The following is a 25,695-nucleotide window of genomic DNA, read 5'->3' as shown; positions in this document are numbered from 1 at the left end:
CATAATGGCTGCGATGATCCAGAAATCCTCCCTTCCCGAAAACCCCTAAATGGTCTCAAGAGCGCTGACGCCGGACAGAGAAGTAGGCTTCTGCGTCTCCTCACCGCCCGTGCCTACGCAGAAGCCGAGCACGATGTACTTGAGATCGACACCGCTCCGCTGGTGGCCGCCTACAAGCAGCAAATCACCCTGGCTCCCATCAATACCGGCGCGACAAAGCCGATGCCGGCGCCGAGGGGGCGATCGACTATCGTCAGCATCGCCGACTACAACTACGCTGCGCGCCTCAGGACGCACCGCAGAGAGCCAGTGGTTGAGCTCGCAGTCACGTCCGGTGTTCCCAACGTCAGCGATTTTGTCAGGCGTGTAGTGATCATGCGAGGTGAGGTTGAGGTTTCTGAGGTATGGCGGCGTCGCTGACACTTCAGATATTAGGCAGCGATCTCCAGCGATCGATCTGACGCATTGTCGCCGGCGTTAGCCCGTTCAGCCAACGCGCAATCTCGGTGTCGACGGCGTCCAAGATGCGCGCCGAGGCTGTTCTGAAGTGCAGCAGCGTCGCAAATTCTACCGGCCGGAGCACGGCGATCGTCTCGAACCGAGCAGCTCGCTCGTCGGCGTCTGGATGGCTGTCGGTTCTGCGGATTTGAACCCCGTTCAGCCGGGTCTCGACTGTCCGCAATGTACGCAACGCCCGCAGAAGGATAAATCCGCCGGCGCCGGATGTCAGGTAGGGATTGTACCCGAGTGCATCCGGAAAACGGTCGGCTTCGTAGCAGATTTTCAAAGCAAACTGGTCGGCTTCGAATTCCTCCGCCTTCTCGGCTTGCGGATCAATCTGACGACCGTGATTGTGATGATGATGGCCATACTCGTGGGCCACCGCAAACATCTCCATAGCCCTGGCCACGTGTTCGAATGAAAGCTCGAAGATGCTCGCGGGTTTGAAGGGCACGAGAATGTGCATGCCGGTCAGCGCATATGACATGTAGATGCGTGTCCAGTAGACTAACAGGTCACCTCGACTGCGGATCAGTCGAATTGCAGCTTCCTTGGTGTAGCGATCCGAATCCCAGAACTCCGCGTCTAGCTGCAGGGTCCGGATGAAAGCGCGCGCGACCAAGCCACAGAACCGGAACAGCTGTGTGCCGACCGTGATGATGCTTTCGTCCGTCATTATAACGTTTGTCTTGGCCGCATAGGGCCCCAGCCGCGGCTCTAGCCCGCGTGCCACCTGAGTGTGCGAGCTCATCCCGAGGCGGTCCATGGCCGCTTCAACGTCGTCGCACAACTTGCCGAAGATATACTCCGCGTGCGGGTTCACGCCTGGACTTGTCGTCGGAGCGCTTTCAGCCTGCTCCCTATGGATGTTCGCTCTCAGGGCGATCTGCTCTTCCGACCAGCCCGCCTGGCGCATGGCGGCCTGGAACTTCTCGTCGTCTTCTGTGGGATCGTAGTTGAAATCCTGCAACGTCGCGTACGGGTCTCTCGAAAGTTGCTCCAGCAACTGTCTCCACAGATCCTTTGCCGATGCGTTCTGTTTGAGCATGCGCGGTTGTCTCAACAGCGTGTCGTCGTAAGAGTGGGCGGCAGTCGCCGGTCCAGAGTCTCACACGGAAGGGGCAGCGCCTATAATTTGAGCGGGTGCGCAGCAGTCGATGATCGTCCAGCCGCGACCCGCCAGCGTGTCGAGCTCCCCGTTGCCGAATGCATCCTTACGCATCGCGAGGCACAGCAGGTGGGTCGGACGGGTCATCGCGACATAATGGAGCTTGAGCCGCGCAAGGATGCGGGGACCTTCGAAGACTTGCCTGCCCCTACGGTTTGTCGAGGAACCGCCCGATTTCGTCCCCAGCAACCAAGGCTTGAGTTCGCTCAGGTGGTGGTTGTGGAAGAAGCTGTCGAGCACCAGTGTCGCTGTGTGCGTTTCGCCCTTTACCGAATGGATCGAACCCAGACGAATGCGTACCCGCGGCGCGTCCGGGGGATAAGCGAATAGGTTATCGGTGCGCGCAACGATGGCAGCTTCGCCCGCGGCTATGGCCTGCGCCTGAGGTACCGCCAAGAACGTGACGACATCGCCATCTAACGCAGCGACACCGCTTAGTTGCCGCACCACCGCCTCGATGTGGGCCATTGCATCCGCTTCCCAGCTCGCAGAGGTGATATCGCCTTGGTTCGTCAGGACGATCTCTTGCAGCGCGAGATAGTTGGCCCGCGCATCGCTATCGCCGAGCGTCTCCACGACCCGACGATGTGGGGACTTTCGCGAAATTCGGACGTGCGTGCCGCCGGCAAGCTCGCTCGCGGCGAGCAGCGCTGCCGCCGTCGCGTTGACCAGCTTGTTGGCGCTGCCACTGCCCGCCGTCTCGAACCGTGCTCGCGCGAGGTGTTGCGCGAAACTGTTCGGGGCAGATTCTTTCCTCGCGCACGTCGGGTCGTAGCTAGGCACGTAATGCCCCATCGCTCGCGGGATGCGATCGTTCTCGCCGAGCTCGTGCACCCCAGCAACCGCGGTGAATACGCCGTTCTCGAGTGTGGCTCCGTCGAAGCTGTCCAGAAGGTGCTGACCATAGCGCGCCAGCACCACCTGCACCGACCCATCGTCAAACAGGACAATCACAGGCGCTTTGGGATCGCTGCCAAGGTGATTGGAGGGCCCCGCGCCGACCAGAGACTGCGGCGCGACGCCTAGGCCCTTTACATGATCCGCGAGATCCTGACCGAAGCGATAGCTGCGTGGCATCTGGTGTACCGCTTCGCCCGGAAAGAGATCAGTCGTGGCGCCGCTGTGGTTGGAACTCGCATAGATGGCCTGATTAGAGTCGCCGAACCGCTGTCGGCGCGATGGCGCGTCGCCATCGCAGAAAATGCGGTGCAGCAGCGCCGATTGCGCTTCGCTATTGTCCTGCGCCTCGTCGATGAAAACGAGGGGGAAGCGCCGTCGAAGCGTGGACATCGTCTCCGGGTGTTGGTCGAGCAGCTGGTTTGCCCAGATGAACATCTCGTCGAAACAGAAATAGCCCTGTTCGCTAGAAGAGCGACGTGCGGCTATGATCGCCTGGTATGTCGGCGTCTGCGGCCCAAAGTTGCCGGTCTTGCCGCCGCCGTAATCTGGCTGACTGTAGATCAGGCAGGATTCCGCTCGATTGGCTCGCTGCAACGCCCAGCGGCTATTGCCCGGCAGAAGAGCCCAGCGCTTTGCAAGCGCAATCTGCGTATCAACGCAGCGCACCTCGATGCCCTTCGACCGGAGCCAGGGCAGCGCCAGATACTCATTTACGAACGAGTGGATCGTGCCGACAAAATGGGGGTAGCGCGTGAGCGCGATGCCCGCCGCGGTATTGCTGAGCTTCGCGTTGATTTCGTTGCGCGCGGCATTAGTGTGCGACAACACGCAGATGCCTTGCTGCCGGTGCGGCCAGCGCATCGCCAGCACCGCCAGTTTGGCGACCAGCAAGGTAGTCTTGCCGCTGCCGGGGCATGCCTCGAAATCGACTGTGTCGAGCCGGAGCATCGCCTGAAGCCGGCTGTCATCGCCATCGACCGGCGCGAACCCATTCGGACCCAGCCCCATCAGTGCTGCCGCCCAGGCGACGTCCTCTTCGCGGATTAGATTGTCGAGCATCACTCAGGCGGCCGGGTTGGGGGCGGCTACGGGCGGGTCCGGTTCGGCTGCCGCGCCCCCGGCAGCCGGTGGCACGAACGGCCCGGTGACGTGCGCGATCGCGGCGACGACATAGGGCGGAAGCCGCTCGCGAAGGCCCTCAGCATCGAGCGTGCCGTCCGCGATCTCCTTCTCGAGCAGCTCGGCGAGATATTGCGCGCTGATCGCCTTGGAGGCGCCGTCGGCCTCGAACAGCGCATACACATGCGAGGCGAGCGTTGGCCGATCGTGAGCGGCATCGACGAGCGCCTGATAGGCAGCGTCTGCGGCGGCGAGAACGACGGCTTGGTTGATGGTACCAGCGTTGAGCCCGCCATCAGCGAGAGTCAGCGAAGCCGCGCGGTAGACATGCTTGCCGAGCCCATGAAAGGCGAGGTCGTATTCGAGCGTCCACTCGTCGGCAACGAATGTCTCGACCTTCTGGCCGGACGCCTTGGCTTTGCGTTCGGCCCGACGCTGCTCCAGCTCGTCGCCTGGGAAATCGGCTTTAATCCGCCATTGCCGCTTGGACGGCGGGCGGGCCGGGATTGGCTGGCCTGCCTCAAGCTTGCCGACGATCCAGGGCGCGTTGTTGGGCATCACGTCCATGTCGGTGATGCAAGCGACAGGGATATTGATGGCACCGTCTTTAGCCTCATCCTCGCGCATGAACACCCGCGCATAACGTCCGAGACCGACCCCGCCGACATTGACCACGGACACACCATGATGGTGGAAGTCGCGGCCGAGCAGCCTGGCAATCACTGGCAGCAGGATATTCTCGGCATCGCCTTCAACGATCATCACCGCCCGGGCGAAGAACAGGTTTGATTTGGTCACATCAAGGAAGCGTTCGAGGAAGCGATAGTCCGATGCGCTAAGCTTGGTCGCACCCTCGCACAGTGGGAATGCCCGCCCGCCCTCGATCAGGGCGAGATTGCCGAGCTTTAGGTCGGAGGCGAGGTTGGGACTGTGCGTCGTCGTGATGATTTGGATGCGCTGTCCGTCGGCGCGCTTCTTCTCCGCCTGTTCCTGCAAGAACGACATCAGCCGCAGCTGGCGCTGCGGGTGGAGATGCGCCTCGGGCTCTTCGATAAGCAGGAGCGGGAAACCGTCGCTTTCAGCCGCGAGCAGCAGCAGCTCGCACGCCATAAACAGCAGGTTGTTAGAGCCGAGCCCGCGGGTATGCGCGCTCGTAGCATCGACCGAAGCGGTGAGTGCGAGTTCGAGCTTCTCGAGCAGCTGGCGCAATCTGAGGCTGTCGTCCTGTGCGCCGGCCACGCCAATCCGAGCGTGCAGCAGGTCATTGGCGAATGAGAGCGGCTTCAGATACTCGTCGTTGAGTCGCTTGCGCGCCTGCTTAATGCCTTCGCTCTCCCCGAATAAGTGGCTGGCATAATCGCCCAAGCCCAGCACGCTCAACATCTTCGGGTCGTCCGGCGGGTCGGCAAGCTTGTTGAACGGGCTTCCGGTGTCGCGGATTTCCTTGGTGTGCTGGAGGATTTGCGACAGCCGTGATCCTCGCCCGGCGCTCATCGCCCGCTCGGCGTCGCGCAGGGGCCGCAAATAGGTCGCGGTCAGCAGCGATCGTGCCCCCAGGTCGAGCAACGGCCCGTCGCCCTTGGCGCCGGTACGCCATTCGGGCGGCAGAACCCGGCGCGAGCTGCCTTCCTTGGCATTTCGCTTCGCCACCCAGGTCACGATCAGTGCAGTGTCGGTGGCGCCTGCGATCGTCTCATAGGTCAGGAACTCGGCAAAAGCGCCGCGGTCGGCGGCGGTCAGGCCGCGGAAGGTCAGCCGAATGACGATTTGGTCGGCGTGCGCGCCGCCGAGTGTCGCCTGATGGAAGTCAATCGGATCGACGCGCAGCATATCCTGGTCGCGCGTGCCGAGCACCAGCCGCAATGCATCAATTACCGCAGTCTTGCCGGCGTCATTCTCGCCAACCAGTGCGGTAAGTCCCGGCGTCAGAGGGAGAATGAAGGCCTGATCACCTGCGCCAAACAGGCGAAAGTTCTCGATTCGAATTTCTGCGATGTACACGGCATCCCCCCACAGCGCAGACTAACAGCGAGCGCGAAAGCGACAAACCGGCTTCTGAAGTCTGCGCTCGAAAGCCGTTGCTCCACTTGCGGCCCGAAGTCGGATGCTCCGAGAGTTGGCTGCGCATCAACGCCCGCTGCATCGCTGCCAACCTCATCGCAGTGCCTGAAAGCAGACGTGCGGGATGTCTGCAACGGGCCAAAATCGCCAGCCGTCTGCCCGGACGAGATGCGCCAGGAGCTGACGTTGACGGGTTGCCCGAAACCGGGCGTTGAACATGCCAGAGAGGCCCTTCAGGCAAGGACCCTCGCGCGTTCATTCGGCAGCAGCGGCCAGGCGGTCCGCCATCCTGATCAAATCCGCAAGTGTCGAGGCCCCCATCTTGCGCATGACCTGGCCGCGGTGAACCTTCACCGTGATCTCGCTCAAGTTGAGTGTCGCCGCGATCTGCTTGTTGAGGCGCCCGGCTACGACGAGCGCCATGACCTCCTTCTCGCGCGCCGAGAGCGTCGCGAAGCAAGCCTTGATCTCGGCGACTGCCGCTTGGCCTTGGCGCCGGGTCCGGTCGAGGTCTATGGCGGAGCGGACGGCGTCGAGCAGGTCCTGCTCGCGGAAGGGCTTGAGCAGGAACTCCACCGCTCCCGCCTTCATGGCGCGGACCGCCATAGGCACGTCGCCATGGCCGGTCAGGAAGATGATCGGCAGGGGATCACAGATCGTCGCGAGCTCCGCCTGGAAATCCATGCCGCTCGGCCCGGGCATCCTGACATCGAGCACGAGGCAGGACGGCTCGTCCGGTCGCCGGAACAGCGCAAACTCCTGGACCGAGCCGAAGCACGACACCGCATAGCCGACCGAGCGGAACAGGCTGTCCAGCCCGTCGCGTACGGACGGATCATCGTCGACGACGAAGACGGTTGGCGTGTCCTGGTCCACGGCTCTAACTCGCCGCACTCTTGTTCACCGGCACGTTCAGCGGCACGGTAAAGCCGAACACCATGCCGCGCGGGTGGTTGGCGGCTGCATAGATCGTGCCGCCATGGGCTTCGACGATCGAGCGGCTGATCGCCAGACCCATGCCCATGCCGCCGGGCTTCGTCGTGTAGAAAGCCTCGAACACCTTGTCGATCGCGTCAGGAGCGAGGCTCACCCCGGTATCGCGGACGCTGACCGTGATCTTGCTGCCGTCCGCCGCCGCGCTGACCAGCATGTCCCGCGGTCCGGTCTCCAGGCCCCCCATCGCCTCGGCTGCGTTGACGACCAGGTTGAGGACGACCTGCTGGAGCTGGACCCGGTCACCCAGCGGCGGGGGAAGATCGGTTCCGAGGTCGGTGCGCAGCACGACCCGGTTCCGGCGGATTTCGCTGCGGGCCAACAGCAGCGCCTCTTCGATCAGTTCGACCAGATCGATCCTCTCGCGCGATGGCGGCGCCTTGGTGACGAGGCGCCGCACCCGGCCGATCACCTCGCCCGCGCGATCGGCATCGGTGACGACCCGGTCGAGCGCGCGCCGCGCCTCATCCGGGTTGGGTGGCGATGCGGCGAGCCAACGGATGGCGGCATGGGCGTTGGCGACGATGCCGGCGAGCGGCTGGCTCACCTCATGGGCGATCGAGGCGGTCAACTCTCCCATGGTCGTGACCCGCGACATATGGGCGAGATCGGCCTGCGCCTGCCTTGCCCGTGCTTCAGCCGCCCCGATCCTGGTCGCGAGATAGGTCGCCGAGCCGATGGCCAGCAGGCTCAGGGCGCAGTTGACGAAACCTGACTCAGGGACGCCGTGCGGGGTCAGGGTGTAGCTCAGCACCGTGAGAGCCGCGCTGCCCGCGCCGACGAAGACCACCGCACTCGGCCGGCCGGACCCGACCGAGATCAGGATCACGGCGACGTAAAGGACGGCGACCGCGATCTCCAGGTTGGTGACGGTGTCGGCGATGAAGATCGCGGCCACGAGCCCAAACAGGCCCGGCCAAAGCAGGGGCGCCCCGATCCTGAAACGCCCCCAATTGAGCATCATGCGTCACCCCCGGCAGGCCGGCCTTCACCAGCAGGCATGGCCGAGAAGACAGCGCGTCCCGGTGCGTTGTCCAGCATCTTGCGGCGATATCTCATTCCACCATCGCCTCGGCCCGCCAGCGCGCGGCGGTGACGACCGGCTCGAGGCTCAGGCGGCCGACGATCTGCTCCAGGGCGGCATCCTCCCGGTGGTCGGCCGTCACGGTCGCCGCCACCTCGACCCGATCGGTATCCTCGATATTGCTGCTGTCGAGCTGGTGGAGATGCAGCCGGGCCGAGCCGAAGCCCTGGAGCATCAGCGCCCGGACATGGGCCTCGCCTTCGCCGCGGCAGACCGCCGTCACGGTATAGCAGACGACGAGCTCCGTTGTTGCCATCGACTGACGGGCGATCAGCCGGATCAGCGGGCGCAGGGCGAGGTTGACCAGGATGACGAAGCCCGTGGCGAGCAGGGCGTGAAGCGGGAAGCCGGCGTCCGCGACGAGCCCGATCGCGGCCGAGCACCACAGGGTCGCGGCGGTGTTGAGGCCGCGGACGTTGAGGCCTTCCTTGAAGATGACGCCGGCGCCGAGGAAGCCGATGCCCGAGACGACCTGGGCAGCAACTCGCGTCGGGCTGGCATCGCCGGGAATGAGGCTCGCGAACATCACGAAGATGGCCGACCCCAGGGCCACGAGCGTGTTGGTGCGCAGGCCGGCAAGCCGCTGCCGCCATTGCCGCTCGAAGCCGATCACGGCGCCCAGCGTGAAGGCGGTCCCGAGATTGAGCGCGGCCTGTTCAAATCCGATCATCATCACCACGCTTCCCGACGAACAAGCGTTGCCCCCGGTGCCTGCTGCGCATCAGCGCCAGACCACAGCGTGCGGGATGGTCCGACAGCCGCAGGAGCCGGCGGGTCCAGCCCGGAGGCAGCAGCCCGAGGAAATGTAGTCTTGAGATCAGGCGGAGCTGCCATTCGGACGCCCACAGCAAAACGTTCACGGTGGGCCAGAACAGCCCCCGTCCTAACCAACAGACGGATCAGAAGCTTTGGCCGGCCCGCTTCCTGGCGCGGCCGGTCCAGCTTGGCTCCACCGTGAAGCCTGCGCTGCTCCAGCCATTGGCCTAGGAGGTCGTCGTTCTTGTTCATGGCAGCACCTGCTTGCCGGTGAGCGTCCTCGTGTCGACGGCGATGCATCGAAATGGTCAGCCGAGCGTCTGTGGCTTCCCCGGGGCATGGTGGGCCCTCTCAACTCGGGTTTTCGAGCGTGAACAGGTCGGCGGATTCGTCATAGGCGAAGTATTCGCCGTAGCGGGCCCAGTTCGTGACCGCCTTCAAGGTCGTGGCGGCATAGTCTTCCGACATGTGATCCTCGAGCTCGTCGCGGAAGCGGCGCGCCGGCGCCCTGTGGGTCGGCCGCTCGTCGAGCACGCGCCGGACATGCGCCGCGAGCGGCACATAGCTCGCAAGGTGCTGCGCGAAGAGGCGCTTGCGCTCGTCGACATCGCTGTCGGCGAAGCGCAGGCCCGGCGCCGTCAGCTTGATGTCGCCGCCCTCCAGGTCGGCGAAGCGCAGGAGCTGCAGCGTTTCCGCGATCGGGAAGAGATCGTCGATCTCGAGGTGAAGCTCCGCCGCCAAGGGCGGCAGATCGGCCTCGCCGCGATAGGGTTCGGCCGCGACGGCCTCGATCAGGCCGGCCATCAGATTGGTCGAGACGCGGGGCAGCGACATCGCGATGCCGGTGCCGGGGAAGAGGCCGTCGCGCACCGGTGCGCCCGCCCTGGCGGTCATGCGCGCATAAATATCCTCGACCAGCGTGCGGAAGGCCGGATCGAGCCGATTGCGCGGCTGGGGCATGTCGACGCGGATCTCGGCGATGACCCGGCCGGGGTTGGACCCGAAGATCAGGATGCGGTCGCACATCAGCACCGCCTCCTCGATATTGTGCGTCACCATCAGGATGGCCTCGATCGGCATCCGCCCTTCGCACCACAAGTCGAGCAGGTCGGTGCGCAGCGTCTCGGCGGTAAGCACGTCGAGCGCCGAGAACGGCTCGTCCATCAGCAGCACCTTGGGATGAACGACCAAGGCCCGCGCCAGGCCGACGCGCTGGCGCATGCCGCCAGAGAGCTCCTTCGGATAGGCGCTCTCGAACCCGTCGAGACCGATCAGGTCGATCGCCGCCAGTGCCCGCTTGCGCCGCTCGGCCGGTACGACGCCCTGGGCCTCCAGTCCGAGCTCGACATTCTCCAGGACCGTCAGCCAGGGAAACAGCGCGAAGCTCTGGAAGACGACGGCCACGCCCGAGGTCGGCCCGGTCACCGGCTCGCCCTGGAAGGTGATCGCGCCCTTGCTCGGCCGGATCAGGCCGGCGATGGCGCGCAGCAAGGTCGACTTGCCGGAGCCGGACCGGCCGAGCAGGCCGACGATTTCGGCGGGCCGCAGTTCCACGTCGACATTGTCGAGCACCACGAGCGATCCCGAGGCGCCCTTGTCGTAGGTCTGGCAGACCTGCCTGGCCGCGACGAGCGGAGCAGCCCCGGTCTTCCGAGCGGTGATGGTGGCATCCATGGTCGATCCTCCAACGGGGATGGGTCAGTCGAGACGCAGGCGACGTTCCGCGAAGACATAGAGCGGGCGCCAGAGCGTGCGGTTGAAGAGCGTGACGAAGAGCGACATCACGGCGATGCCGAGGATGACGCGGGGGAAATCGCCCGCCACCGTGGCGTTGGCGATGTAGGAGCCGAGACCATAGGCCTCCAGCTTGGTGTCACCCCAGCTCGCGACTTCGGCGACGATGCTGGCGTTCCACGAGCCGCCGGAGGCGGTCAGCGCGCCGGTGACGTAATAGGGGAAGATCCCCGGGAGCATGACGCGCCGCCACCAGGTCCAGGAGCGGAGCTGATAGACTGAAGCAGCCTCGCGCAGGTCGGTCGGGAACGCGCTGGCGCCGGCGATGACGTTGAACAGGATGTACCACTGCGTGCCGAGCACCATCAGCGGCGAGAGCCAGACGTCCGGGCTCGCCCCGGTCGCGACGATCGCAACGACCGCGAAGGGAAACAGCACATTGGCAGGAAAGGCCGCCAGGAACTGCGCGACCGGCTGGACGCGCTCGGCGACCGCAGGCCGCAAGCCGATCCAGACGCCGACCGGCACCCAGATCAGGCTGGCGATGGCGATGAGCACGAGCACACGCAGCAAGGTGACCAAGCCGCGACCAAGCGGCTCCCCGACATCGCTCCAGGACAGGCTCTGGCCGAGATAGGACACCGCCGTCCAGGCCGCCCAGGCGCCGGCGGCGATGATCAGACCGAACCAGGCATAGTCGATGGCCCGTGTGGCTACCTGCGTGGCCCGCCGCGGGGCCGGCGCGGCCAGCGGCGCCTTCGACAGCCTGACCAGCAGGAGCCTGTTCCACAGCCAGGCGAAGGGGGCGATCACACGCCTCAGGAGCCGCGTGCGCCGGATCAGCCCATAGACCCAGGAGCGCGGCTTCTGCTGCCCGGCCGTCTGCTCGAAGCGGAACTTGTCGGCCCAGGCAACGATCGGCCGGAACAGGAGCTGGTCATAGAGGCCGATCACGACCGCCATGGCGAGCACGGCCCAAGCGACTGCGGCGAAGTCCTGCTTGCTGATGGCGAGCGCCAGCCAGGAGCCGAGGCCGGGCAATTGCACGGTGGTGTCGCCGACGGTGATCGCCTCGGAGGCGACGACGAAGAACCAGCCGCCCGACATCGACATCATCGTGTTCCAGACCAGTCCGGGCGCCGCGAACGGAGCCTCCAGCCGCCAGAAGCGCTGCCAGGGCGAGAGCCCGAAGCCTCGGCTGACCTCGTCGAGGTCGCGCGGCACGGTCCTGAGCGACTGGTAAAAGGAGAAGGCCATGTTCCAGGCCTGGCTGGTGAAGATCGCGAAGATCGAGGCGCATTCGGCGCCGAGCTGGCTGCCGGGGAACAGGCCCATGAAGAAGGTGACGGTGAAGGTCAGGAAGCCGAGCACCGGGACCGATTGCAGGATGTCGAGCGCAGGGATGATGACCATTTCGGCGCGGCGGCTCTTGGCCGCGAGCGTCGCGATGACGAAGGTGAAGAGCAGCGAGGCGATGATCGCCGCGAACATCCGCATCGTCGTGCGCAGGGCGTATTCGGGCAGCAGCGCAGGATCGAGCGCGACCGGCGCGGCGGCGAGGCCTTCCAGCGGCAGGCGCATCCCGGCCGCGCCGTGGAGCACGAGCACGGCCAGGGCGGCTAGGAGCGCGAATGCGGTCAGGTCGTAGATATTGGGCAGGACGCGGTTCAGCGTCAGCGCGGCCAAGGCGCTGTGTCCCCGGCGGTCGTTGGATAGAAGCACCATGGTGCACCTCAAGGTGGTGGGGGACGCTGCGGTGGGCATCGGCGGGCGCGACCAGATCGCCAGATCGCGCCCGCGGCCGTATGAAATGGAGGGCCAGCTCAGGTGGCCCAGGCGGCGCCGGCGGGGCGACTTTCACACGCGTCGAGACCTATGCTGCCTTCGCTGATCCAACGGCATTCCAGCCGTCCGTTGGAGCGGTTGCGATGCCAAACCGCGACGAGGACCGGGCTAGGCGCCGGACGCAGCCGAAACGCCCCAGCCGCATCCGCCCGAAAGGCGGTCCATCCAGCGCGGTCGAACTCGGGTGCGGCTCTGCCGCGAAACAGGATGACGTTGCTCATGGTTCACCTCCTCGAACCGCCCAAGGCGGCCCGGGAGGCGAGCCGGCGGGACTAAGCCCGCGCCGCGCTCGCCCGGCAGGCTGCGCCGGGAGTGGTCCAGATTGATCGCAGGGCCGCTCGGCCGTGGCTCGACGCCATTGCCGGGCAGCTAGGTCGGTCGCTGTCCATTTGCCTTGTTCGGCCGGTTATTGCGCTGGTGCCGTCGATCCGCTGACGCGGCGAAGACATGACGCTTCTGCTCACTACCGGCTGGCGGATCAATCGGACCATGGCGTAGCGCCGCTATACGTTGGTATCGTCCGGGCCACGGCACCACCGCTTCGACGTTGAGGACCGCGCTCCGGGATTGCTCTCGATGCGCACGACACCACAAACGCGATTGCCTAGATCTCGATCTGGCTGCCCAGTTCGACCACCTGGTTCACCGGTAACCGGAAGAAGGTCATCGGCGTCTCGGCATTGCGTGCCATTGCCGCGAACAGATGCTCGCGCCACAGCGCCATGCCGGGCCGGCGGGTGGGCACCAGTGTCTGGCGACTGAGGAAATAGCCGGATGTGATCGGGTTGCAGCCTTCGCGCTTCATGACCGGCGCGAGCGCCTGCGGAACGTCCGGGTGTTCGGCGAAGCCATAGCGAATGGTCACGCGCGTGAAGCCATGGCCGAGCGGCTCGACTTCCAGCCGGTTTTCCTCGGAGACACGCGGCATCAGCGCCGTCTCGACCGTGACGATCAACACGTGCTCATGAAGGACGAGGTTGTGCTTGAGGTTGTGAAGGAGCGCCGGCGGCATGCCCGATTTGCTGCTGGTCAGATAGATCGCGGTCGCCGGCACACGCTGGACCTTGGCGGCCGATTGCAGGAACGTCTCGAACGGCATCGTCTCCTCGGCGAGCCGGCGGTTGAGCAATGCCCGCCCCCTTCGCCAGGTGTCGAAGACCAGCACCAGGACCGCGGCAATCGTCACCGGCAGCCAGCCGCCATCGAAGAACTTGGTCGCGGAAGCCGCGAACAGGCCAAGGTCGAGCAGAAGCAGCACAGCATAGGCCGGCACCGCCCAGACGGGACTCCAGCGCCAGATCCGGAAGACGACAAAGCCGATCATCAATGTCGTCAGCACCATCGTCGTCGTGACAGCGAGCCCGAACGCCGCCGCAAGCGCGCTTGAGCTCTTGAAGCCGAGCACCAGCGCCACGACCGCCAGGAACAGCAGGATGTTGACGGTCGGAGCGAAGATCTGTCCGCGCGCTTCGCTCGATGTGTGCGTAATCCTCACGCGCGGCAGATAGCCGAGCTGGATAGCCTGCTGCGTGACCGAGAAGGCGCCGCTGATGATCGACTGGCTGGCGATCACCGTCGCGGCGGCAGCGAGCAGCAGCAACGGCGCGAGCAGCCCATCGGGTGCCATCAGATAGAAGGGTGAGCGGATCGCCGAAGGGTCGGACAGAACCAATGCCGCTTGCCCCGCATAGCAGAGCAGCAGCGCCGGCAGCGCCAGCCAGAGCCAAGCACGCGCGATCACGCCGCGACCGAAGTGCCCCATGTCGGCATAGAGGGCCTCGGCACCGGTCACCGCCAACACCACCGTGCCGAGGGTGAAGAAGGCACCCACCGGATCGGCGAGGAGGAAGCTGACGGCATAGGACGGATTCACCGCTGCGAGCACCGCCGGGTTGGCTGCGATCTGAACGGTCCCGAGCACGCCGATCGTCAGGAACCAGAGTGCCATCACCGGCCCGAACAGACCGCCTACGACTCCCGTGCCATAACGCTGGATCGCGAACAGCGCGACGATGATCGTGAGCGTCAACGGGATCACAAGCTCGCTGAAGCTCGGGTTCAGGAGCGACAGGCCCTCGACCGCCGAAAGTATCGAGATCGCCGGCGTGATCACGGCATCGCCGTAGAAGAGCGCGGTGGCGAGCAGCGCGGCGGCTGCGACCCAGGGCAAGGCGGGGGATGTCTTCGCGACGCGCTCGACCAGTGCAAGCAGAGCGAAGCTACCACCCTCGCCGCGGTTGTCCGCGCGCATCGTCACGAACACATATTTGACCGTCACGACGAGGATCAGTGCCCAGACGAGCATGGACAGCACACCGAGCACGTGGAAGCTGTCGAGCGGCAGCCGGTGGTGGCCGACGAAGCTCTCGCGGAACGCATAGAGAGGGCTGGTGCCGATGTCGCCGAACACCACACCGGTCGCGCCGAGCATCAGCTTAAGCGTTGGCCGTTGCTGGGCGGCCGTCATGCGGAGCAGGCCATTGCCGCCCGCGGCGACGTTCCGAGTGCGGTTCGGCGCAAGCGGCGAGAGGGGACCGCGACGACCAATGCCACGGCGGCAAGCGGAGCGCCCCGCCATAATCCCGAAGCCGGCCAACGAGGATGGCGCGAGAGGTCACGAGAAGCGGTCATTGGGTCTCCCCTGCTTCAGGATGAACGCCTTCTGCGCGTCCGAGAACTTCGAATCCTTCATCGTCTTCCGCTCCTCCCAGCCCAAGGGACACGACGCGGAAAACTCTAGCTCAAAGCGATCCAGCTTTAAGGGCTCGGATCAACCAGCCGTCGAAGCTTTCACGACACGCACACGAAGATCGTCACTTAGAGCCCGCGCCATTGCCTACCTCCCTTGCGCGGCAGGTTGAATCAGACACCGCGGCTCCGGTCACTTCACAATCGATTCAACGATCAATGGATATGCTCTAGTGAAGTGCCAAAAAGGCGACTGACCGCCTACGTCAAGGCTGGGGCGGTGTCAGGCCGTTGAGTTCGATCGTGCCGAAGGAGGGCATCGAATTGAGCTGCTTCTCCAGCGCCGCCGGATCGAGCGTCACCGGCTTGTCCAGCCAGTAGGTCACGATCTGCGGGAAGACGATCATGATCGCGACCAGGATCAGCTGCAGCACGATCCAGGGGATCGAGCCGAGATAGATGTCGCGGCTCTTCACCGTCGGTGGCGCGATGCCGCGCAGGTAGAACAGCGCGAAGCCGAAGGGTGGATGCATGAACGAAGTCTGGATGTTGGCGCAGATCAGCAGCGCGAACCAGATCAGGTTGATGTCGAGCTTCTCGGCTGCCGGCGTCAGCAGCGGGATGATGATGAAGGCGATCTCGAAGAAATCGAGGAAGAACGCGATGAAGAAGATGAAGATCATCGTGAAGGTCAGGAAGCCGACCTGACCGCCCGGCAAGCCGGTGAGCATGTGCTCGATCCACTTGCCGCCGCCAACGCCCTGGAAGACGAGGCTGAACACGCGCGCGCCGATCAGGATCATCGTGACCATGGCGGTGATGCGCATGGTCGAGGACATCGCCTGATAGGTCAGCTTCCAGGTCAGCGTGCGGTACATCGCCGCCAGCGCCAGGGCGCCGACGGCGCCCATCGCGCCCGCTTCGGTCGGCGTCGCCAACCCCATGAAGATCGTGCCGAGCACGAGGAAGATCAGCACCGCGGAGGGAACGATGCCGCGGACGCATTTCCACGCCAGCGCCCAACCCTTCAGCGTGCGCGCCTCCGGCGGCAGGGCCGGCACGGCGGCCGGGTTGATGATGCTGAGGATCGCCACCCAGATGCAGAAGAGCGCGACCTGGACGATGCTGGGGCCGATGGCGCCGGCATACATGTCACCGACCGAGCGGCCCATGACGTCGGCGAGCACGACCAGCACCAGCGAGGGCGGAATGAGCTGGGTGATGGTGCCGGACGCGGCGATGACGCCGGTGGCGTGCTTCATGTCGTAGCCGTAGCGCATCATGACCGGCAGCGAGATCACCGCCATGGCGATGACGGAGGCTGCGACCGTGCCGGTGATGGCGCCGAGGATCGCGCCGACGAAGATGACCGCATAGGAGAGGCCGCCGCGGATGCTGCCGAACAGCTGGCCGATCGAGTCGAGCAGGTCCTCGGCCAGACCGCAGCGCTCCAGGATCGCACCCATGAAGGTGAAGAACGGGATCGAGAGCAGCAGGTCGTTCGAGATGATCGAATAGAGCTGGAAGGTGAGGTTGCCCATGTACTGGGGCGCGATCACCCCCATCTCGATCGCGATGAAGCCGAAGAACAGGCCGACCGCCGCGAGCGAGAAGGCCGCCGGGTAGCCGATGAGCAAAAAGAGGACGACGCCCCCGAACATCATGGGGCCGAGGTTGTCGCGGATCGTGTCGATCATTGCAGCGGCTTCTCGTAAGCGTATTCGTGCTGGTGGAAGCCGCGCAGCGCTGCGGCGCGCTTGATCATCTCGGAGATGCCCTGGAGCAGGATCAGCACGAAGCCGACCGGCAGCAGCAGGATGACCGGCCAGCGGATCAGGCCGCCGGCATTGTTCGAGGCTTCGTTCAGCGTCCAGGACTGGACGAACCACGGCCAGGTGAACCAGATCATCACGAGGCACATCGGCAGCAGGAAGATCGCGCCGCCGAGAAGGTCGATCCAGTGGCGGACGCGGTCGGAGACGGCGCCGTAGAGCAGGTCGACGCGGACATGCTCGTTGACCCGCAGCGTATAGGCCGAGCCGAGCAGCACCATGCCGGCGAACATGTACCACTGCAGTTCGAGCCAGGCATTCGAACTGTAGGAGAAGAGGTAGCGGATCGTGGCGTTGCCGGCGCTGATGAGGCAGGCCAGCAGCACGAGCCAGCTCGCGATGACGCCGAGTACGCTGCTGATGCGATCGATGAAGCGCGCCAGCGGCATGAGCTGACGGCAGAAGAACCAGGCGATCGCCACGACGCCCGCCATGACGCCGATGGTGGCGACCGCCAGCCAGAGCTTGAACATGAATCCCCGCGCGACAGCGACGTTTCCCCGAACGCCGCCGTTAGCAGCTACGCTCTTATCCGTTCCATGATGTGGGTCGGCTTACTGCATAGCCGCGGCATAACCAGAGGCGTCGAGTTGCTCCTGGGTGCGCAGGCGGTAGCCGACGGCGAGCTCGGTCACCACATAGATCGGCCGCGCAGGGTTGGGTTCGATGCGATTACGCAGCTTTTTCACCAGGATACGCAGATACTGCACATCCTCGTCCGGCTCCTGCGGCCAGAGTTCCCGCATCAGTTGTCGGTGGGTCATGACGCTGCCGTGGTGAACCGCCAGAATGCGCAGCAGCGCGAATTGCTTGGGCGAAAGTATGATCGCGCTGCCGTCGCGGCTGACGAGGCGGCGTGCGAGATCGATCGAAAGCCCGCCGACCTGGATGACAGGCTCGGGAGTCTCCTGCCGCACGGCGCGGCGCAGCACGACGCGGGCGCGGGCCAGGAGCTCCGCCATGCCGAAGGGCTTGACGATATAGTCGTCGGCGCCGCCCTCCAGCAGCCTGACCTTCTCCGCTTCCGACTTGCGCACGGAGAGCACGATGATCGGGGCATGCGACCAGCCGCGCAGCGCCTCGACCACGGTGGCGCCGTCGGCATCGGGCAGGCCGAGGTCGAGCACGACGAGGTCCGGCTGGCGCATCACGGCGAGCTCCTTCGCCTGCCGGGCCGTCTCGGCCTCGACGACGCGGAAGCCGTGCATCTCCAGCCCCGTCCGTAGGAAGCGGCGAATTGCGGCCTCGTCGTCCACGACGAGCACGAGCGGTTCGTTGACTGTCGCGCCGGAAGCGGCCTCAGTCGTCGTCATGATCGCCCTCCCTGGCTTCCGCGACGGGCAGGATCAGGCGCAGGGTTGTGCCCCGGTCCGGTCCCGCGCTGAGCGCCACGATGCGCCCGCCGCTGGCCTCCACGAAAACCCGGGCGATCGTCAAGCCCAGCCCGCTGCCGCCGGCGATGTCGGCATGGCGCTCGCCGCGGTGGAAGCGTTCGAAGATCAGCCAGTCCTCCCCGGCCTCAAGGCCGGCACCCTCGTCTCGCACCGCGATAGCGACCGAGCCTGGCGCGGCCTTCGCCGAGACATGGATGGAACCGCCGGATGGCGTGTATTTCGCGGCATTCTCCAGGACATTGACCAGGGCCTGGGCGGTCAGCGCCGGGTCGACTCGCACCAGCGGCAGCGAGTGGGCGGGTTCCAGCCGCACGTCATTGGCTCGCAGGCGGTCCTGCGCGGTGGCGAGCGCGTCGTTGACGATGTCCCAGGGGTCGAGCGTGTCGAGATGCGGCTGCAGGGCGCCGGCGCGGATGCGGCCGAGATCGAGCACGTCCTGGATCAGCCGGTCGAGCCGGCCGGCCTCCTGCTCGATGCCAGTTGTCAGGGAAAGCAACGGCTCGCGCCCAGCGAGTTCGGGAGCACTGGTGAGCACGCTCGCCGCGCCCATGATCCCGGCGAGCGGCGTGCGCAGTTCATGGGAAACCGACTCGACCAGAATGTCTCGTAGTTCGTCGGTACGCTCCCGCAACCGGTGCTCGTCGAGAATGCGCGACTGGAGTCGCAACCGGCCTACGAGCGGGCCGACCGTCAACGCGACGGCGAGAGAGGTGACGAGGTCGATGAGTTGGGACGGCTGGAAGACCAGCGGGCTGAAAAGCGGCGGATAAAACAGCGACGTCATGAAGGCGCCGAGCAGGGCGGCGAAGACGGCTGAGCCGGTGCCGTGTCGTACCCCCGCGATCAGCACCGGCAGCATGTAGATCGCAGACACGCTGTCGAGTGGTGTGAGCCAAACGATGACACCCGCGAGTGCCGTGGCCGCCGCGACGAGCACCACGACCTCAATGTGGGGGAGAAGGGGCCGAAGAATGATCATGCGCCGCGATGCGCTTGGCACAAACGCTTGCTGCAGTCGGAAGCGAAGGCCGCGACAGCGCCACGATTTCTGTCTCTGGCGCGGAGGAACATCGAGTCTCCTTTTTGCTGCGCACGGATTGCCGGGCTACCTACACCGACGGTCGAAACACACGAAGTCAGAACATAGGAATGCCGGAGGGCCGGAGGCAGTGATCTTGCTTAAGCAACAGTTCCGACAACTAGATCGCGCCCCTTCGCCGACCTGAGCAAGGCGGCCTGTCCGTCGTGAATAATGGGTCGACTCCGGTCCTATCGCCAGCTGTTTAGCTAACGAGCCAGCGAGCGGACGTTCCGAGCGTCCGGAATGGGCCAAAACCACCAGCCGCTCGCCCGGGCAAGTTGCGGCATAGCCGACATGCTCGTCTTGGAAGACAATGACCGCTTCCCACCCTGAGCAGAAATTCGAACTGACCGCCCTCGGGCAGGACGTGGCGGCAATCGCGCGTATGCTAGAGCAGACCAACGGCCTGCTCACTGAGCCTTGAGCAGCCGACCGACATCTTGCTCACGAATGCGTCTGGCCCTGACGGGAGCCCTACAGATCGGCAACGGGGCCTGTGCCATCGCGGAAAGTTCTTTCATACCCCCCCGTCCGCGAAGCGGACCGGGTCTCGACCCGGACGGAGATGCTGAAGTCAAGCGCGCCAGAGCAGCTTCCATTCAGGATGATCCGCGATTCCTCATGATCGCGGCTGAATTTGCACGTGAGCGACTGGCTTGATCCGGCAGGGCGTTGATCCTGTGCCCAGCCTGGCGAGGTCGCGATCAAGGCAAGGACGGCCGCAAATGCGTGATTTGTAAGATCGTGTCGCATCGGTCTTTCCTCCTCCCGCCAGCTAAACGCGGGAGAGAGCAAAATGCTCAACTTAGCCTGAAGAATTTTGTTGCTAGGCATCCCCGGCTGACCGGAATCCATCAGTCGAAGAGCTTGGCCGAGGCCGTTGCGCCTTTGAAATGACTGTGCGGCCCGACCACTCGGGCAGCCCCAAACAGACATCTGAACCGACATTGGAGGAACCGGACGAGAGGATTCCTGCGTTCAGGCGCTCGTCAAACCCTCGCGCCAGGCAATGACCTCGAGTTCACCGCGCACGGCGTCCTCGACCGGAATAACGGGTCTCGCCTGGAATTCGAAAGCGGGGAGCATAGAACAGAACTTATGGACGGTCAGTGGATCGTCGCAGTCCGCCAACATGTAACCTCCCCAGTCTCCTACTCGTACTACGAACAGCTCAATCTTGAAGTTTTCAGGTGCCTTCCACTGACGAAAAACCTCAAGTATACGCTTTTGCGCATTCTCGTACTCAATGGCTGAACCTTGTGGACGTTCCCACCAGCTGATCATGTACTTCATGACGTCATCTCCCGCTTCTGCGGTCGACTCGACCCGGCCGGGTCTCAGGATGCGCCCGGGCTGGATGCGACGGCGCGATCAATCTCTACCTAGCGACGCCTCTGCACAAGGGCGCTCGTTGGAGGCGAGGGCCGGGGCGTGGGCTAAAGGGCCGCTTCCCACCGATACCGTTGAAAAAGTCGGCCATCTGAGCGCAGCTGCCGCGTAGGGAATTTGGCCGATCGAGGCTCGGCCTCTCATGCCGGCCTGATCTGAGGTCCGTTCGGCAGGAGTTTCGCGAGCTTCCTGAGGTTCTGGGCTGCTGCCGCGAGGTGGAACTCGTCTCTGGCACCATTGGGGCCGCGGAGTCGCAACCGGTCGAGCCTGAGGATGCGCTTGAGATGGGCGAAGAGCATTTCGACCTTCTTCCGCTCGCGCCGTGAGACGACATAGGCGTCGGTCTGCGCGATGTGCCTGGCCATGTCGCGGGCGCCCTCGTGGATCGAGCGTAGGATTTTGCGAGCGGGTATGTTGGGTGAGCATTGCGGCTTCAGCAGGCAGGCGTCGCAGTCGAACTTGCTGGCGCGGTAGCGCATCATGCCCTCGTCATCGACGAGCGGCCGCTCCGTTCGATAGGCCTTCTGGCGCTGCCTCAGCTCCTTCCCACCCGGGCAGATGTAGAGATCGCGGCCGTGATCGTAGGCAAAGTCGGAGCGGCTGAAAGTGCCGTCGCTGCGCTGGGATTTGTCGAAGACCGGGATATGCGGCTCGATCCCGCGTTCGTGGACCAGCCAGGCGAGGTTCTCGGCCGAGCCGTAGGCGCTATCGGCGGCGAGCCGGGCCGGCCAGAGCCCAAAGCGCTCCTGCGTCCGGTCGAGCATGGTGCGGGCCGATCCGACCTCGGCCTGCCGGATCGCGCGGCTGGCCTCGACATCGACGATGACGGCGTGGTCGAGGTCGATCAGATAGTTGGTCGCATAGGCGAAGAAGGCATGGCCCTTCAGGGCTCCCGTCCACTGCGCCGCCGGATCGGAGCGGGAGACGAACTTCGGCTTGGCCTCGCTGGCTGCGCCCCAGGCGGCCTCGTCGAGCGTGTCTAGATACTCGCGCACCGAGCGCCGTGTCCGAGCGAGATCGTCCCAGTCGACCGGCTCAGAAGCCTCCGCCGAACGTTGCTTGTTGGCGTCGGCCTTGATCAGGCTGGCATCGACTGCAAAGCCTTCGCCGCTGACGAGCCCCTCCGCGATGCAGCGCCGGACGGTCGTCTCGAATAGCTCCCTCAGGAGATCGCTCTCGCGGAAGCGGCCATGCCGGTTCTTCGAAAAGGTCGAGTGGTCCGGGACGTCGCCTTCGAGCCCGAGCCGGCAGAACCAGCGATAGGCCAGGTTGAGATGCACTTCCTCGCAAAGGCGCCGCTCCGAGCGGATGCCGAAGCAATAGCCGATGAGCAGCATCCGGATCATCAGCTCCGGATCGATCGAGGGCCGCCCCATCTCGCTGTAGAACGGTCGCAGATGCGCGCGGATATTCGAGAGATCGACGAAGCGATCGATGGCGCGCACCCAGTGACCGGCTGGCACATGCCGCTCCAGGCTGAACTCGTAGAACAGCGCCTCTTGCGCCACCCGCAGTTCGCACATCATCGCGCCACCCTCCGCCGAGGAAGACTGAATCAGGACTTGATGCCCCCAGCAACAGCGACTTTTTCAACGGTATCGGCCAAACAGGTTCATTCGGTCCTTGCCGCTATGTGTCGCGCGAAGTGGCCTGTTTTGCCGCCAGGAGCTCACTCGGCTCGATTGAGAGCGCAGCCGCAAGCTGTCCCAGAACGGTAACACTGGCGGCGACGTCTCCGCGCTCGACGGCTCCAACATAGCGACTGCTGATCCCGGCATGTTCAGCGAGATCTTCTTGCGTCAGTCCTCGCTCGCGGCGAAGGCGGCGAAGATTGGTAGCCAGGACATCCTTGAGATCCATGCACGCCAAAGGCGGGGAACAAGAACGATCGATCCAGGAACGATCATTCCGATTCATTGTTTCTCGTGCTATTCAGCTCGGCGAGGAACTCGTGTTTGCGAGCGGTCGAGAGCTGCGTCTTCCGGGCGTCAGCTGCGATCGGGCGTGGCCGTGTCGATGAGGAGGTTAGGTCGGTGTTGAATGGATGGCAGCGGCTCTCGATCGTCATGGCCGTCGCATGGACGGTCGGTGTCATTAGCTTCGCTGTGCTCGAGTATCACGGCAGCCAGGGGGAGCATGACGACGGACTTGTTACCTGCGCAGAACCTGTTTATGCGCTCGACTCCTTCGGAACGCGTAGATGGAACCGCGACTGCGGCCTTTTTCCCAGAACGCGGGTTACGACGGGACTCGCTCCGCTCTTCGACGATATTCCCCGGACCAACGCCCCGTCGTACCCGCGCCATCTCAACATGCCGCGCTTTTTGGCGATCCTCTTTGGCCCCGGCATGTTCATCGGGCTTATCATTTCCGCGGTGTTCTGGGTTGCGAGGGGCTTCAGTGCCCCTACTGTGAAAGTCGAGCCCTCGGAGCCAAGTTGCTCGCGAGCATCGCCATCATCGATACGATCCGAGGCTACTTACCAAAGCCATGCGGAAGCTTGGCTTGAGCGCATCCCACATCGATGGGCGCGCAATGCCGCAGTCGGGGGAGGATTGCTGGCGGCACCTTCGGCCATCGCGCTGATGCCAACAGGCGATACCGCCTTCGCAAACTTTATGCTCGTAGGGCTGATACTCGTTGCGCTTGGCTCCGCAGTCGTCGGGGGGCTTTGTGGGGTTTGGGCGCGCTATAGCCTGATGGGGCCGTTCGCGCTGAACGCATCTTCCGCAGCGGCTCGGATCGTGCCGAACTGGCTGACGGGTTCGATTTTGCTCGGGGCAATTATTCTCGCCGGCGACGTCCTGTTCGGTTGGCGGAAAGCCACACCGCTGTTTGTGGGAGCCGTCGGATTCGGAGACCTAGGATACCTCACCGGATTTTTTGGAAGCTGGATGCTCGGTGGATATCTCACCGCGCTGATGTCGCGGTGGGGGCTGCGCAAAGCCATCGCTTCCGATCGGATGCCCCTCTCGAACAATAGCGACCGCGCGCCTGCGCCGCGTGCCGATGCCATGGAGCGGGAGTTCTCTGTCAGTTGATCGTGAACCGAGTTCTTTCCCTTCCTATTGTCGGGGTCTTCTCAATGTCGATGACAGCTGGCGTCCGCCTCACTGATGGCTCGCATGATTCGCTGATCGAAACGTGGCTGGCTAGCAGGCGGCAGGCGGCAGGCGGCAGGCGCGCGGGTGCGGGCATCTTGCCGCCGCGATGAGGTTGGTTCTGACACTAGGCGGCTGCATCCGCGCCGCCGATCGGGTCGCTGCAGATATCGAGTCAAAGCGCGGTGCCTGTCGGCAGCAGACCTTCAAGAGCAACGTCGAAAGGGCACGATGCCATAACGCCGCTGAGGGGCGCCTTGGTGAGGTTTGGGGCGCCGACCTGGCAGCGGTGCGTATGCAATCGCGCTTGGTCATTGCCGAGAAGACGGACCGCAAACAGATGACCGAGGCCGAGGCCGAACTCGAGTTCGCCAAGGTCAATGCTGACTTGACCGCGCAAGTGACACGTCGGGCGCAAGCGCAGCAACTCGTTGATGCGCAGTACGAGGCGGCACTGGCGCAACGGCGCAGTCAGAGGACGATGCAGTTGCAGCAGCCGAGCCCGGGCAGCTTTTGATTGCGTCCGTCATCCCAGTTCCGCCGAAGTTCGCACGGAATGCCGCGAAAGCGGGGTTATCTACAATCGAACTAACGCTGCGATCGGCTATTAGCGACAGGAAGCTGCCAATGAATTGATACGTCTGAAGACCCCTTTTGCGCTTCAGCATTGGAGCATGATCTTCGCTAAGTATCTGATATTCTGAGACCGGTTCACAGAAAATCGTGCCCCGTTTGACCCCGCTGTGACCCGTGGCGAATGGCTGCAGCCGAACCGCAGCGTCCCTCCCCCGCGCTATGCCAGCTCATGTGAGGGAGGTCCTCCCCCACCGCGTCCTATTTTTGCGAGAGCAAAGCACCGAGAGCGGCCCGATTTCGCCAGCCTTCACCTTGGCACCCCCCTTGCACGCGCGCACGTGCACGTGCACGAGGGGTAGGGGGCCTATCGAGCAGGGAGAATGATCATGTCGTCTTCGAAGCTGCCGTCCCTCTTCGCGCTCTTTGCGATGTAGTCGAGGGCGCCGTGTGGGTCCCAACTGGGCTTGACGTGAACCTCCCCCTCTCTCTGGAAGTTGTGCCAGATCAATCCCAGGATCCCGTTGGCGTACAACTTTTCGAAACGATGATTGATCGCGGTGTCGCGCCCCAACGGCGTCAGCGTCGGAACTGCGAGCACAATGTGAGCATGCTGGAAGACGTCACCAGGCTGGCGTGCAAGAGGGCTCCTGTTCTTGGCGCCCTTGTAGGCAGGGCGGTCGAGCCAGCCAATCCCACGCGGTTGCAGGTCGCCCATTGCGCTCCAGTCGCGCCCCAAGAGCGGGCGGCAGAGCCGGACATAGAAGCGTCGGATATCCGCTTGGCGCCGATCAAGAGCTGCTGAAGGCGGCATCTTCCGTGTGAGACCGCCAAGAACCTCTGCCCTGCTGGGTGCCGTGTGGCATCCGCCGCCAACGTGGTAACGGTCGTCGTAACGGTCGAATGTCAGAGTCAGGAAATACGGGTGAGCTTTGCCGCGGCCAATGGTGTCGTACAGCATTTGCGCGCACGCTCTTATCAGCGGCTCATGTTTGGAGCGGCAGTGATTCAAGCTGATTTTCGACATAGGTCGTCATTTGGCCGGGGAAGGCCCCTCCTGCTATCGAGGTTTTCCGAGCTCGATCCTTCGAAGGCCGCCAGGATCGGCATGAGTGGAGCAAATTTTCATGAGTGCGCGCAGTTGCGCGACGGGTACTGGCCGAAAGCCGCTGGAATCAGGCGGCGTCGGACGCATAAGGGGCGTCGACTTCCGGGGGCTCGACATTCACGTCGGCGCTTATGCGCATCGGCAGGCTCGCAAGAAAGTTGTTCCAATCCGCGGCCAAGATGATTGTGCTGCGCCCGCATTTCCTTGCTGGAAGGTGGCCCGTCTTAATTAGATCGTATAGCGCTGATCGGCTCAACGGTCCGGATTTTACTAACTCTTGAATTCGAAAGGCGACTTTCTCGGTCATGATCTGCTTTCCTTGTCCAGTGACGTTGGTAGGCCACCGAACAAGTTCAAATCGATTCTTT

Annotated in this window: 22 protein-coding genes; 3 read left to right on the top strand and 19 right to left on the bottom strand. The window is 64.2% G+C overall.

The genetic code is table 11. The annotated features are described in order from the left end of the window. The coding region (locus AC1RMY_RS20175; protein ID WP_492867539.1) for a DUF7002 family protein at positions 1 to 420 on the top strand (420 nt) is incomplete at its 5' end. A gap of 4 nt (positions 421 to 424) precedes the next feature. Here AC1RMY_RS20175 and AC1RMY_RS20170 read toward each other — a convergent pair. From AC1RMY_RS20170 to AC1RMY_RS20090, 17 genes are all read right to left on the bottom strand, one after another. Beyond that, positions 425 to 1,549: a M48 family metalloprotease gene (locus AC1RMY_RS20170; protein ID WP_492867537.1), complete on the bottom strand. Its 1,125-nt coding sequence runs from the start codon at positions 1,547 to 1,549 to the stop codon at positions 425 to 427. Positions 1,550 to 1,609: 60 nt separating this feature from the next. Further along, a complete protein-coding gene (locus AC1RMY_RS20165) occupies positions 1,610 to 3,628 on the bottom strand; it encodes a UvrD-helicase domain-containing protein (RefSeq protein WP_492867536.1) in 2,019 nt (672 codons plus the stop codon). Positions 3,629 to 3,631: 3 nt separating this feature from the next. Next, on the bottom strand, positions 3,632 to 5,689 hold the full coding sequence (locus tag AC1RMY_RS20160; RefSeq protein WP_492867534.1) for an ATP-dependent nuclease: 2,058 nt from the start codon (positions 5,687 to 5,689) through the stop codon (positions 3,632 to 3,634). A gap of 315 nt (positions 5,690 to 6,004) precedes the next feature. Then, on the bottom strand, positions 6,005 to 6,625 hold the full coding sequence (locus tag AC1RMY_RS20155) for a response regulator transcription factor (protein ID WP_492867532.1): 621 nt from the start codon (positions 6,623 to 6,625) through the stop codon (positions 6,005 to 6,007). A gap of 4 nt (positions 6,626 to 6,629) precedes the next feature. Continuing rightward, a complete protein-coding gene (locus AC1RMY_RS20150; RefSeq protein WP_492867531.1) occupies positions 6,630 to 7,706 on the bottom strand; it encodes a sensor histidine kinase in 1,077 nt (358 codons plus the stop codon). Positions 7,707 to 7,797: 91 nt separating this feature from the next. After that, entirely contained in the window at positions 7,798 to 8,496 is a 699-nt protein-coding gene (locus AC1RMY_RS20145) for an MgtC/SapB family protein (RefSeq protein WP_492867550.1), read from the bottom strand. 437 nt (positions 8,497 to 8,933) lie between these two features. Beyond that, positions 8,934 to 10,256, bottom strand: coding sequence for an ABC transporter ATP-binding protein (locus AC1RMY_RS20140; protein WP_492867529.1), 1,323 nt, complete (start codon positions 10,254 to 10,256; stop codon positions 8,934 to 8,936). Positions 10,257 to 10,280: 24 nt separating this feature from the next. After that, positions 10,281 to 12,041: an ABC transporter permease gene (locus tag AC1RMY_RS20135; RefSeq protein WP_492867527.1), complete on the bottom strand. Its 1,761-nt coding sequence runs from the start codon at positions 12,039 to 12,041 to the stop codon at positions 10,281 to 10,283. A gap of 98 nt (positions 12,042 to 12,139) precedes the next feature. Then, positions 12,140 to 12,382 (bottom strand): hypothetical protein, encoded by a 243-nt coding sequence (locus AC1RMY_RS20130; RefSeq protein ID WP_492867525.1) that lies wholly within the window; start codon positions 12,380 to 12,382, stop codon positions 12,140 to 12,142. Between the two features lie 383 nt (positions 12,383 to 12,765). Next, the gene (locus AC1RMY_RS20125) at positions 12,766 to 14,628 is read right to left on the bottom strand and encodes a potassium transporter Kup (RefSeq protein WP_492867523.1); all 1,863 of its coding nucleotides are present in this window, start codon (positions 14,626 to 14,628) and stop codon (positions 12,766 to 12,768) included. 487 nt (positions 14,629 to 15,115) lie between these two features. Then, positions 15,116 to 16,546, bottom strand: a complete 1,431-nt coding sequence (locus AC1RMY_RS20120; protein WP_492867522.1) for a TRAP transporter large permease — start codon at positions 16,544 to 16,546, stop codon at positions 15,116 to 15,118. Further along, positions 16,543 to 17,115: a TRAP transporter small permease subunit gene (locus tag AC1RMY_RS20115; RefSeq protein WP_492867548.1), complete on the bottom strand. Its 573-nt coding sequence runs from the start codon at positions 17,113 to 17,115 to the stop codon at positions 16,543 to 16,545. Before AC1RMY_RS20115 ends, AC1RMY_RS20120 begins: the two co-directional genes overlap by 4 nt. 120 nt (positions 17,116 to 17,235) lie before the next feature. Beyond that, positions 17,236 to 17,994 carry a response regulator gene (locus AC1RMY_RS20110; protein WP_492867520.1) on the bottom strand — a complete coding sequence of 253 codons (759 nt, stop codon included), beginning with the start codon at positions 17,992 to 17,994 and terminating at the stop codon, positions 17,236 to 17,238. Continuing rightward, positions 17,981 to 19,054, bottom strand: a complete 1,074-nt coding sequence (locus tag AC1RMY_RS20105; RefSeq protein ID WP_492867518.1) for a sensor histidine kinase — start codon at positions 19,052 to 19,054, stop codon at positions 17,981 to 17,983. The genes AC1RMY_RS20110 and AC1RMY_RS20105 overlap by 14 nt, the downstream gene beginning before the upstream one ends. Positions 19,055 to 20,134: 1,080 nt before the next feature. Next, entirely contained in the window at positions 20,135 to 20,449 is a 315-nt protein-coding gene (locus AC1RMY_RS20100; protein WP_492867516.1) for a DUF3303 domain-containing protein, read from the bottom strand. 236 nt (positions 20,450 to 20,685) lie between these two features. After that, positions 20,686 to 22,071 (bottom strand): IS1182 family transposase, encoded by a 1,386-nt coding sequence (locus tag AC1RMY_RS20095; RefSeq protein WP_492867514.1) that lies wholly within the window; start codon positions 22,069 to 22,071, stop codon positions 20,686 to 20,688. 103 nt (positions 22,072 to 22,174) lie between these two features. Then, positions 22,175 to 22,405, bottom strand: coding sequence for a helix-turn-helix domain-containing protein (locus AC1RMY_RS20090; RefSeq protein ID WP_492867513.1), 231 nt, complete (start codon positions 22,403 to 22,405; stop codon positions 22,175 to 22,177). Between the two features lie 173 nt (positions 22,406 to 22,578). On the opposite strand from AC1RMY_RS20090, the gene AC1RMY_RS20085 reads away from it, so the two are divergent. Both AC1RMY_RS20085 and AC1RMY_RS20080 read left to right on the top strand, forming a co-directional pair. Next, complete coding sequence (locus AC1RMY_RS20085) at positions 22,579 to 23,586, top strand: hypothetical protein (protein ID WP_492867512.1); 1,008 nt, start codon at positions 22,579 to 22,581, stop codon at positions 23,584 to 23,586. Positions 23,587 to 23,755: 169 nt separating this feature from the next. Continuing rightward, positions 23,756 to 24,163, top strand: coding sequence for a hypothetical protein (locus AC1RMY_RS20080; RefSeq protein ID WP_492867511.1), 408 nt, complete (start codon positions 23,756 to 23,758; stop codon positions 24,161 to 24,163). 423 nt (positions 24,164 to 24,586) lie between these two features. Here AC1RMY_RS20080 and AC1RMY_RS20075 read toward each other — a convergent pair whose 3' ends face one another. Further along, positions 24,587 to 25,180, bottom strand: a complete 594-nt coding sequence (locus AC1RMY_RS20075; RefSeq protein WP_492867510.1) for a hypothetical protein — start codon at positions 25,178 to 25,180, stop codon at positions 24,587 to 24,589. Between the two features lie 214 nt (positions 25,181 to 25,394). Beyond that, entirely contained in the window at positions 25,395 to 25,634 is a 240-nt protein-coding gene (locus AC1RMY_RS20070) for a helix-turn-helix domain-containing protein (protein ID WP_492867509.1), read from the bottom strand. Positions 25,635 to 25,695: the final 61 nt, after the last annotated feature.

It is taken from the genome of Allobosea sp. GW822-FHT03F07, assembly GCF_058801345.1.
The sequence above is the reverse complement of the archived record's forward strand: the minus strand, read 5'-3'. Positions and strand labels throughout refer to the sequence as shown.

Excerpts from the sequence above, each read along its gene's own strand:
- AC1RMY_RS20095 (WP_492867514.1), bottom strand. The coding sequence starts at position 22,071 with ATGATGTGCGAACTGCGGGTGGCGCAAGAGGCGCTGTTCTACGAGTTC.
- AC1RMY_RS20165 (WP_492867536.1), bottom strand. The coding sequence starts at position 3,628 with ATGCTCGACAATCTAATCCGCGAAGAGGACGTCGCCTGGGCGGCAGCA.
- AC1RMY_RS20110 (WP_492867520.1), bottom strand. The coding sequence starts at position 17,994 with ATGACGACGACTGAGGCCGCTTCCGGCGCGACAGTCAACGAACCGCTC.
- AC1RMY_RS20080 (WP_492867511.1), top strand. The coding sequence starts at position 23,756 with ATGAGGTTGGTTCTGACACTAGGCGGCTGCATCCGCGCCGCCGATCGG.
- AC1RMY_RS20145 (WP_492867550.1), bottom strand. The coding sequence starts at position 8,496 with ATGATCGGATTTGAACAGGCCGCGCTCAATCTCGGGACCGCCTTCACG.
- AC1RMY_RS20115 (WP_492867548.1), bottom strand. The coding sequence starts at position 17,115 with ATGGCGGGCGTCGTGGCGATCGCCTGGTTCTTCTGCCGTCAGCTCATG.
- AC1RMY_RS20100 (WP_492867516.1), bottom strand. The coding sequence starts at position 20,449 with ATGAAGTACATGATCAGCTGGTGGGAACGTCCACAAGGTTCAGCCATT.
- AC1RMY_RS20125 (WP_492867523.1), bottom strand. The coding sequence starts at position 14,628 with ATGACGGCCGCCCAGCAACGGCCAACGCTTAAGCTGATGCTCGGCGCG.
- AC1RMY_RS20090 (WP_492867513.1), bottom strand. The coding sequence starts at position 22,405 with ATGGATCTCAAGGATGTCCTGGCTACCAATCTTCGCCGCCTTCGCCGC.
- AC1RMY_RS20150 (WP_492867531.1), bottom strand. The coding sequence starts at position 7,706 with ATGATGCTCAATTGGGGGCGTTTCAGGATCGGGGCGCCCCTGCTTTGG.
- AC1RMY_RS20105 (WP_492867518.1), bottom strand. The coding sequence starts at position 19,054 with ATGATCATTCTTCGGCCCCTTCTCCCCCACATTGAGGTCGTGGTGCTC.
- AC1RMY_RS20120 (WP_492867522.1), bottom strand. The coding sequence starts at position 16,546 with ATGATCGACACGATCCGCGACAACCTCGGCCCCATGATGTTCGGGGGC.
- AC1RMY_RS20170 (WP_492867537.1), bottom strand. The coding sequence starts at position 1,549 with ATGCTCAAACAGAACGCATCGGCAAAGGATCTGTGGAGACAGTTGCTG.
- AC1RMY_RS20075 (WP_492867510.1), bottom strand. The coding sequence starts at position 25,180 with ATGCTGTACGACACCATTGGCCGCGGCAAAGCTCACCCGTATTTCCTG.
- AC1RMY_RS20135 (WP_492867527.1), bottom strand. The coding sequence starts at position 12,041 with ATGGTGCTTCTATCCAACGACCGCCGGGGACACAGCGCCTTGGCCGCG.
- AC1RMY_RS20070 (WP_492867509.1), bottom strand. The coding sequence starts at position 25,634 with ATGACCGAGAAAGTCGCCTTTCGAATTCAAGAGTTAGTAAAATCCGGA.
- AC1RMY_RS20130 (WP_492867525.1), bottom strand. The coding sequence starts at position 12,382 with ATGAGCAACGTCATCCTGTTTCGCGGCAGAGCCGCACCCGAGTTCGAC.
- AC1RMY_RS20140 (WP_492867529.1), bottom strand. The coding sequence starts at position 10,256 with ATGGATGCCACCATCACCGCTCGGAAGACCGGGGCTGCTCCGCTCGTC.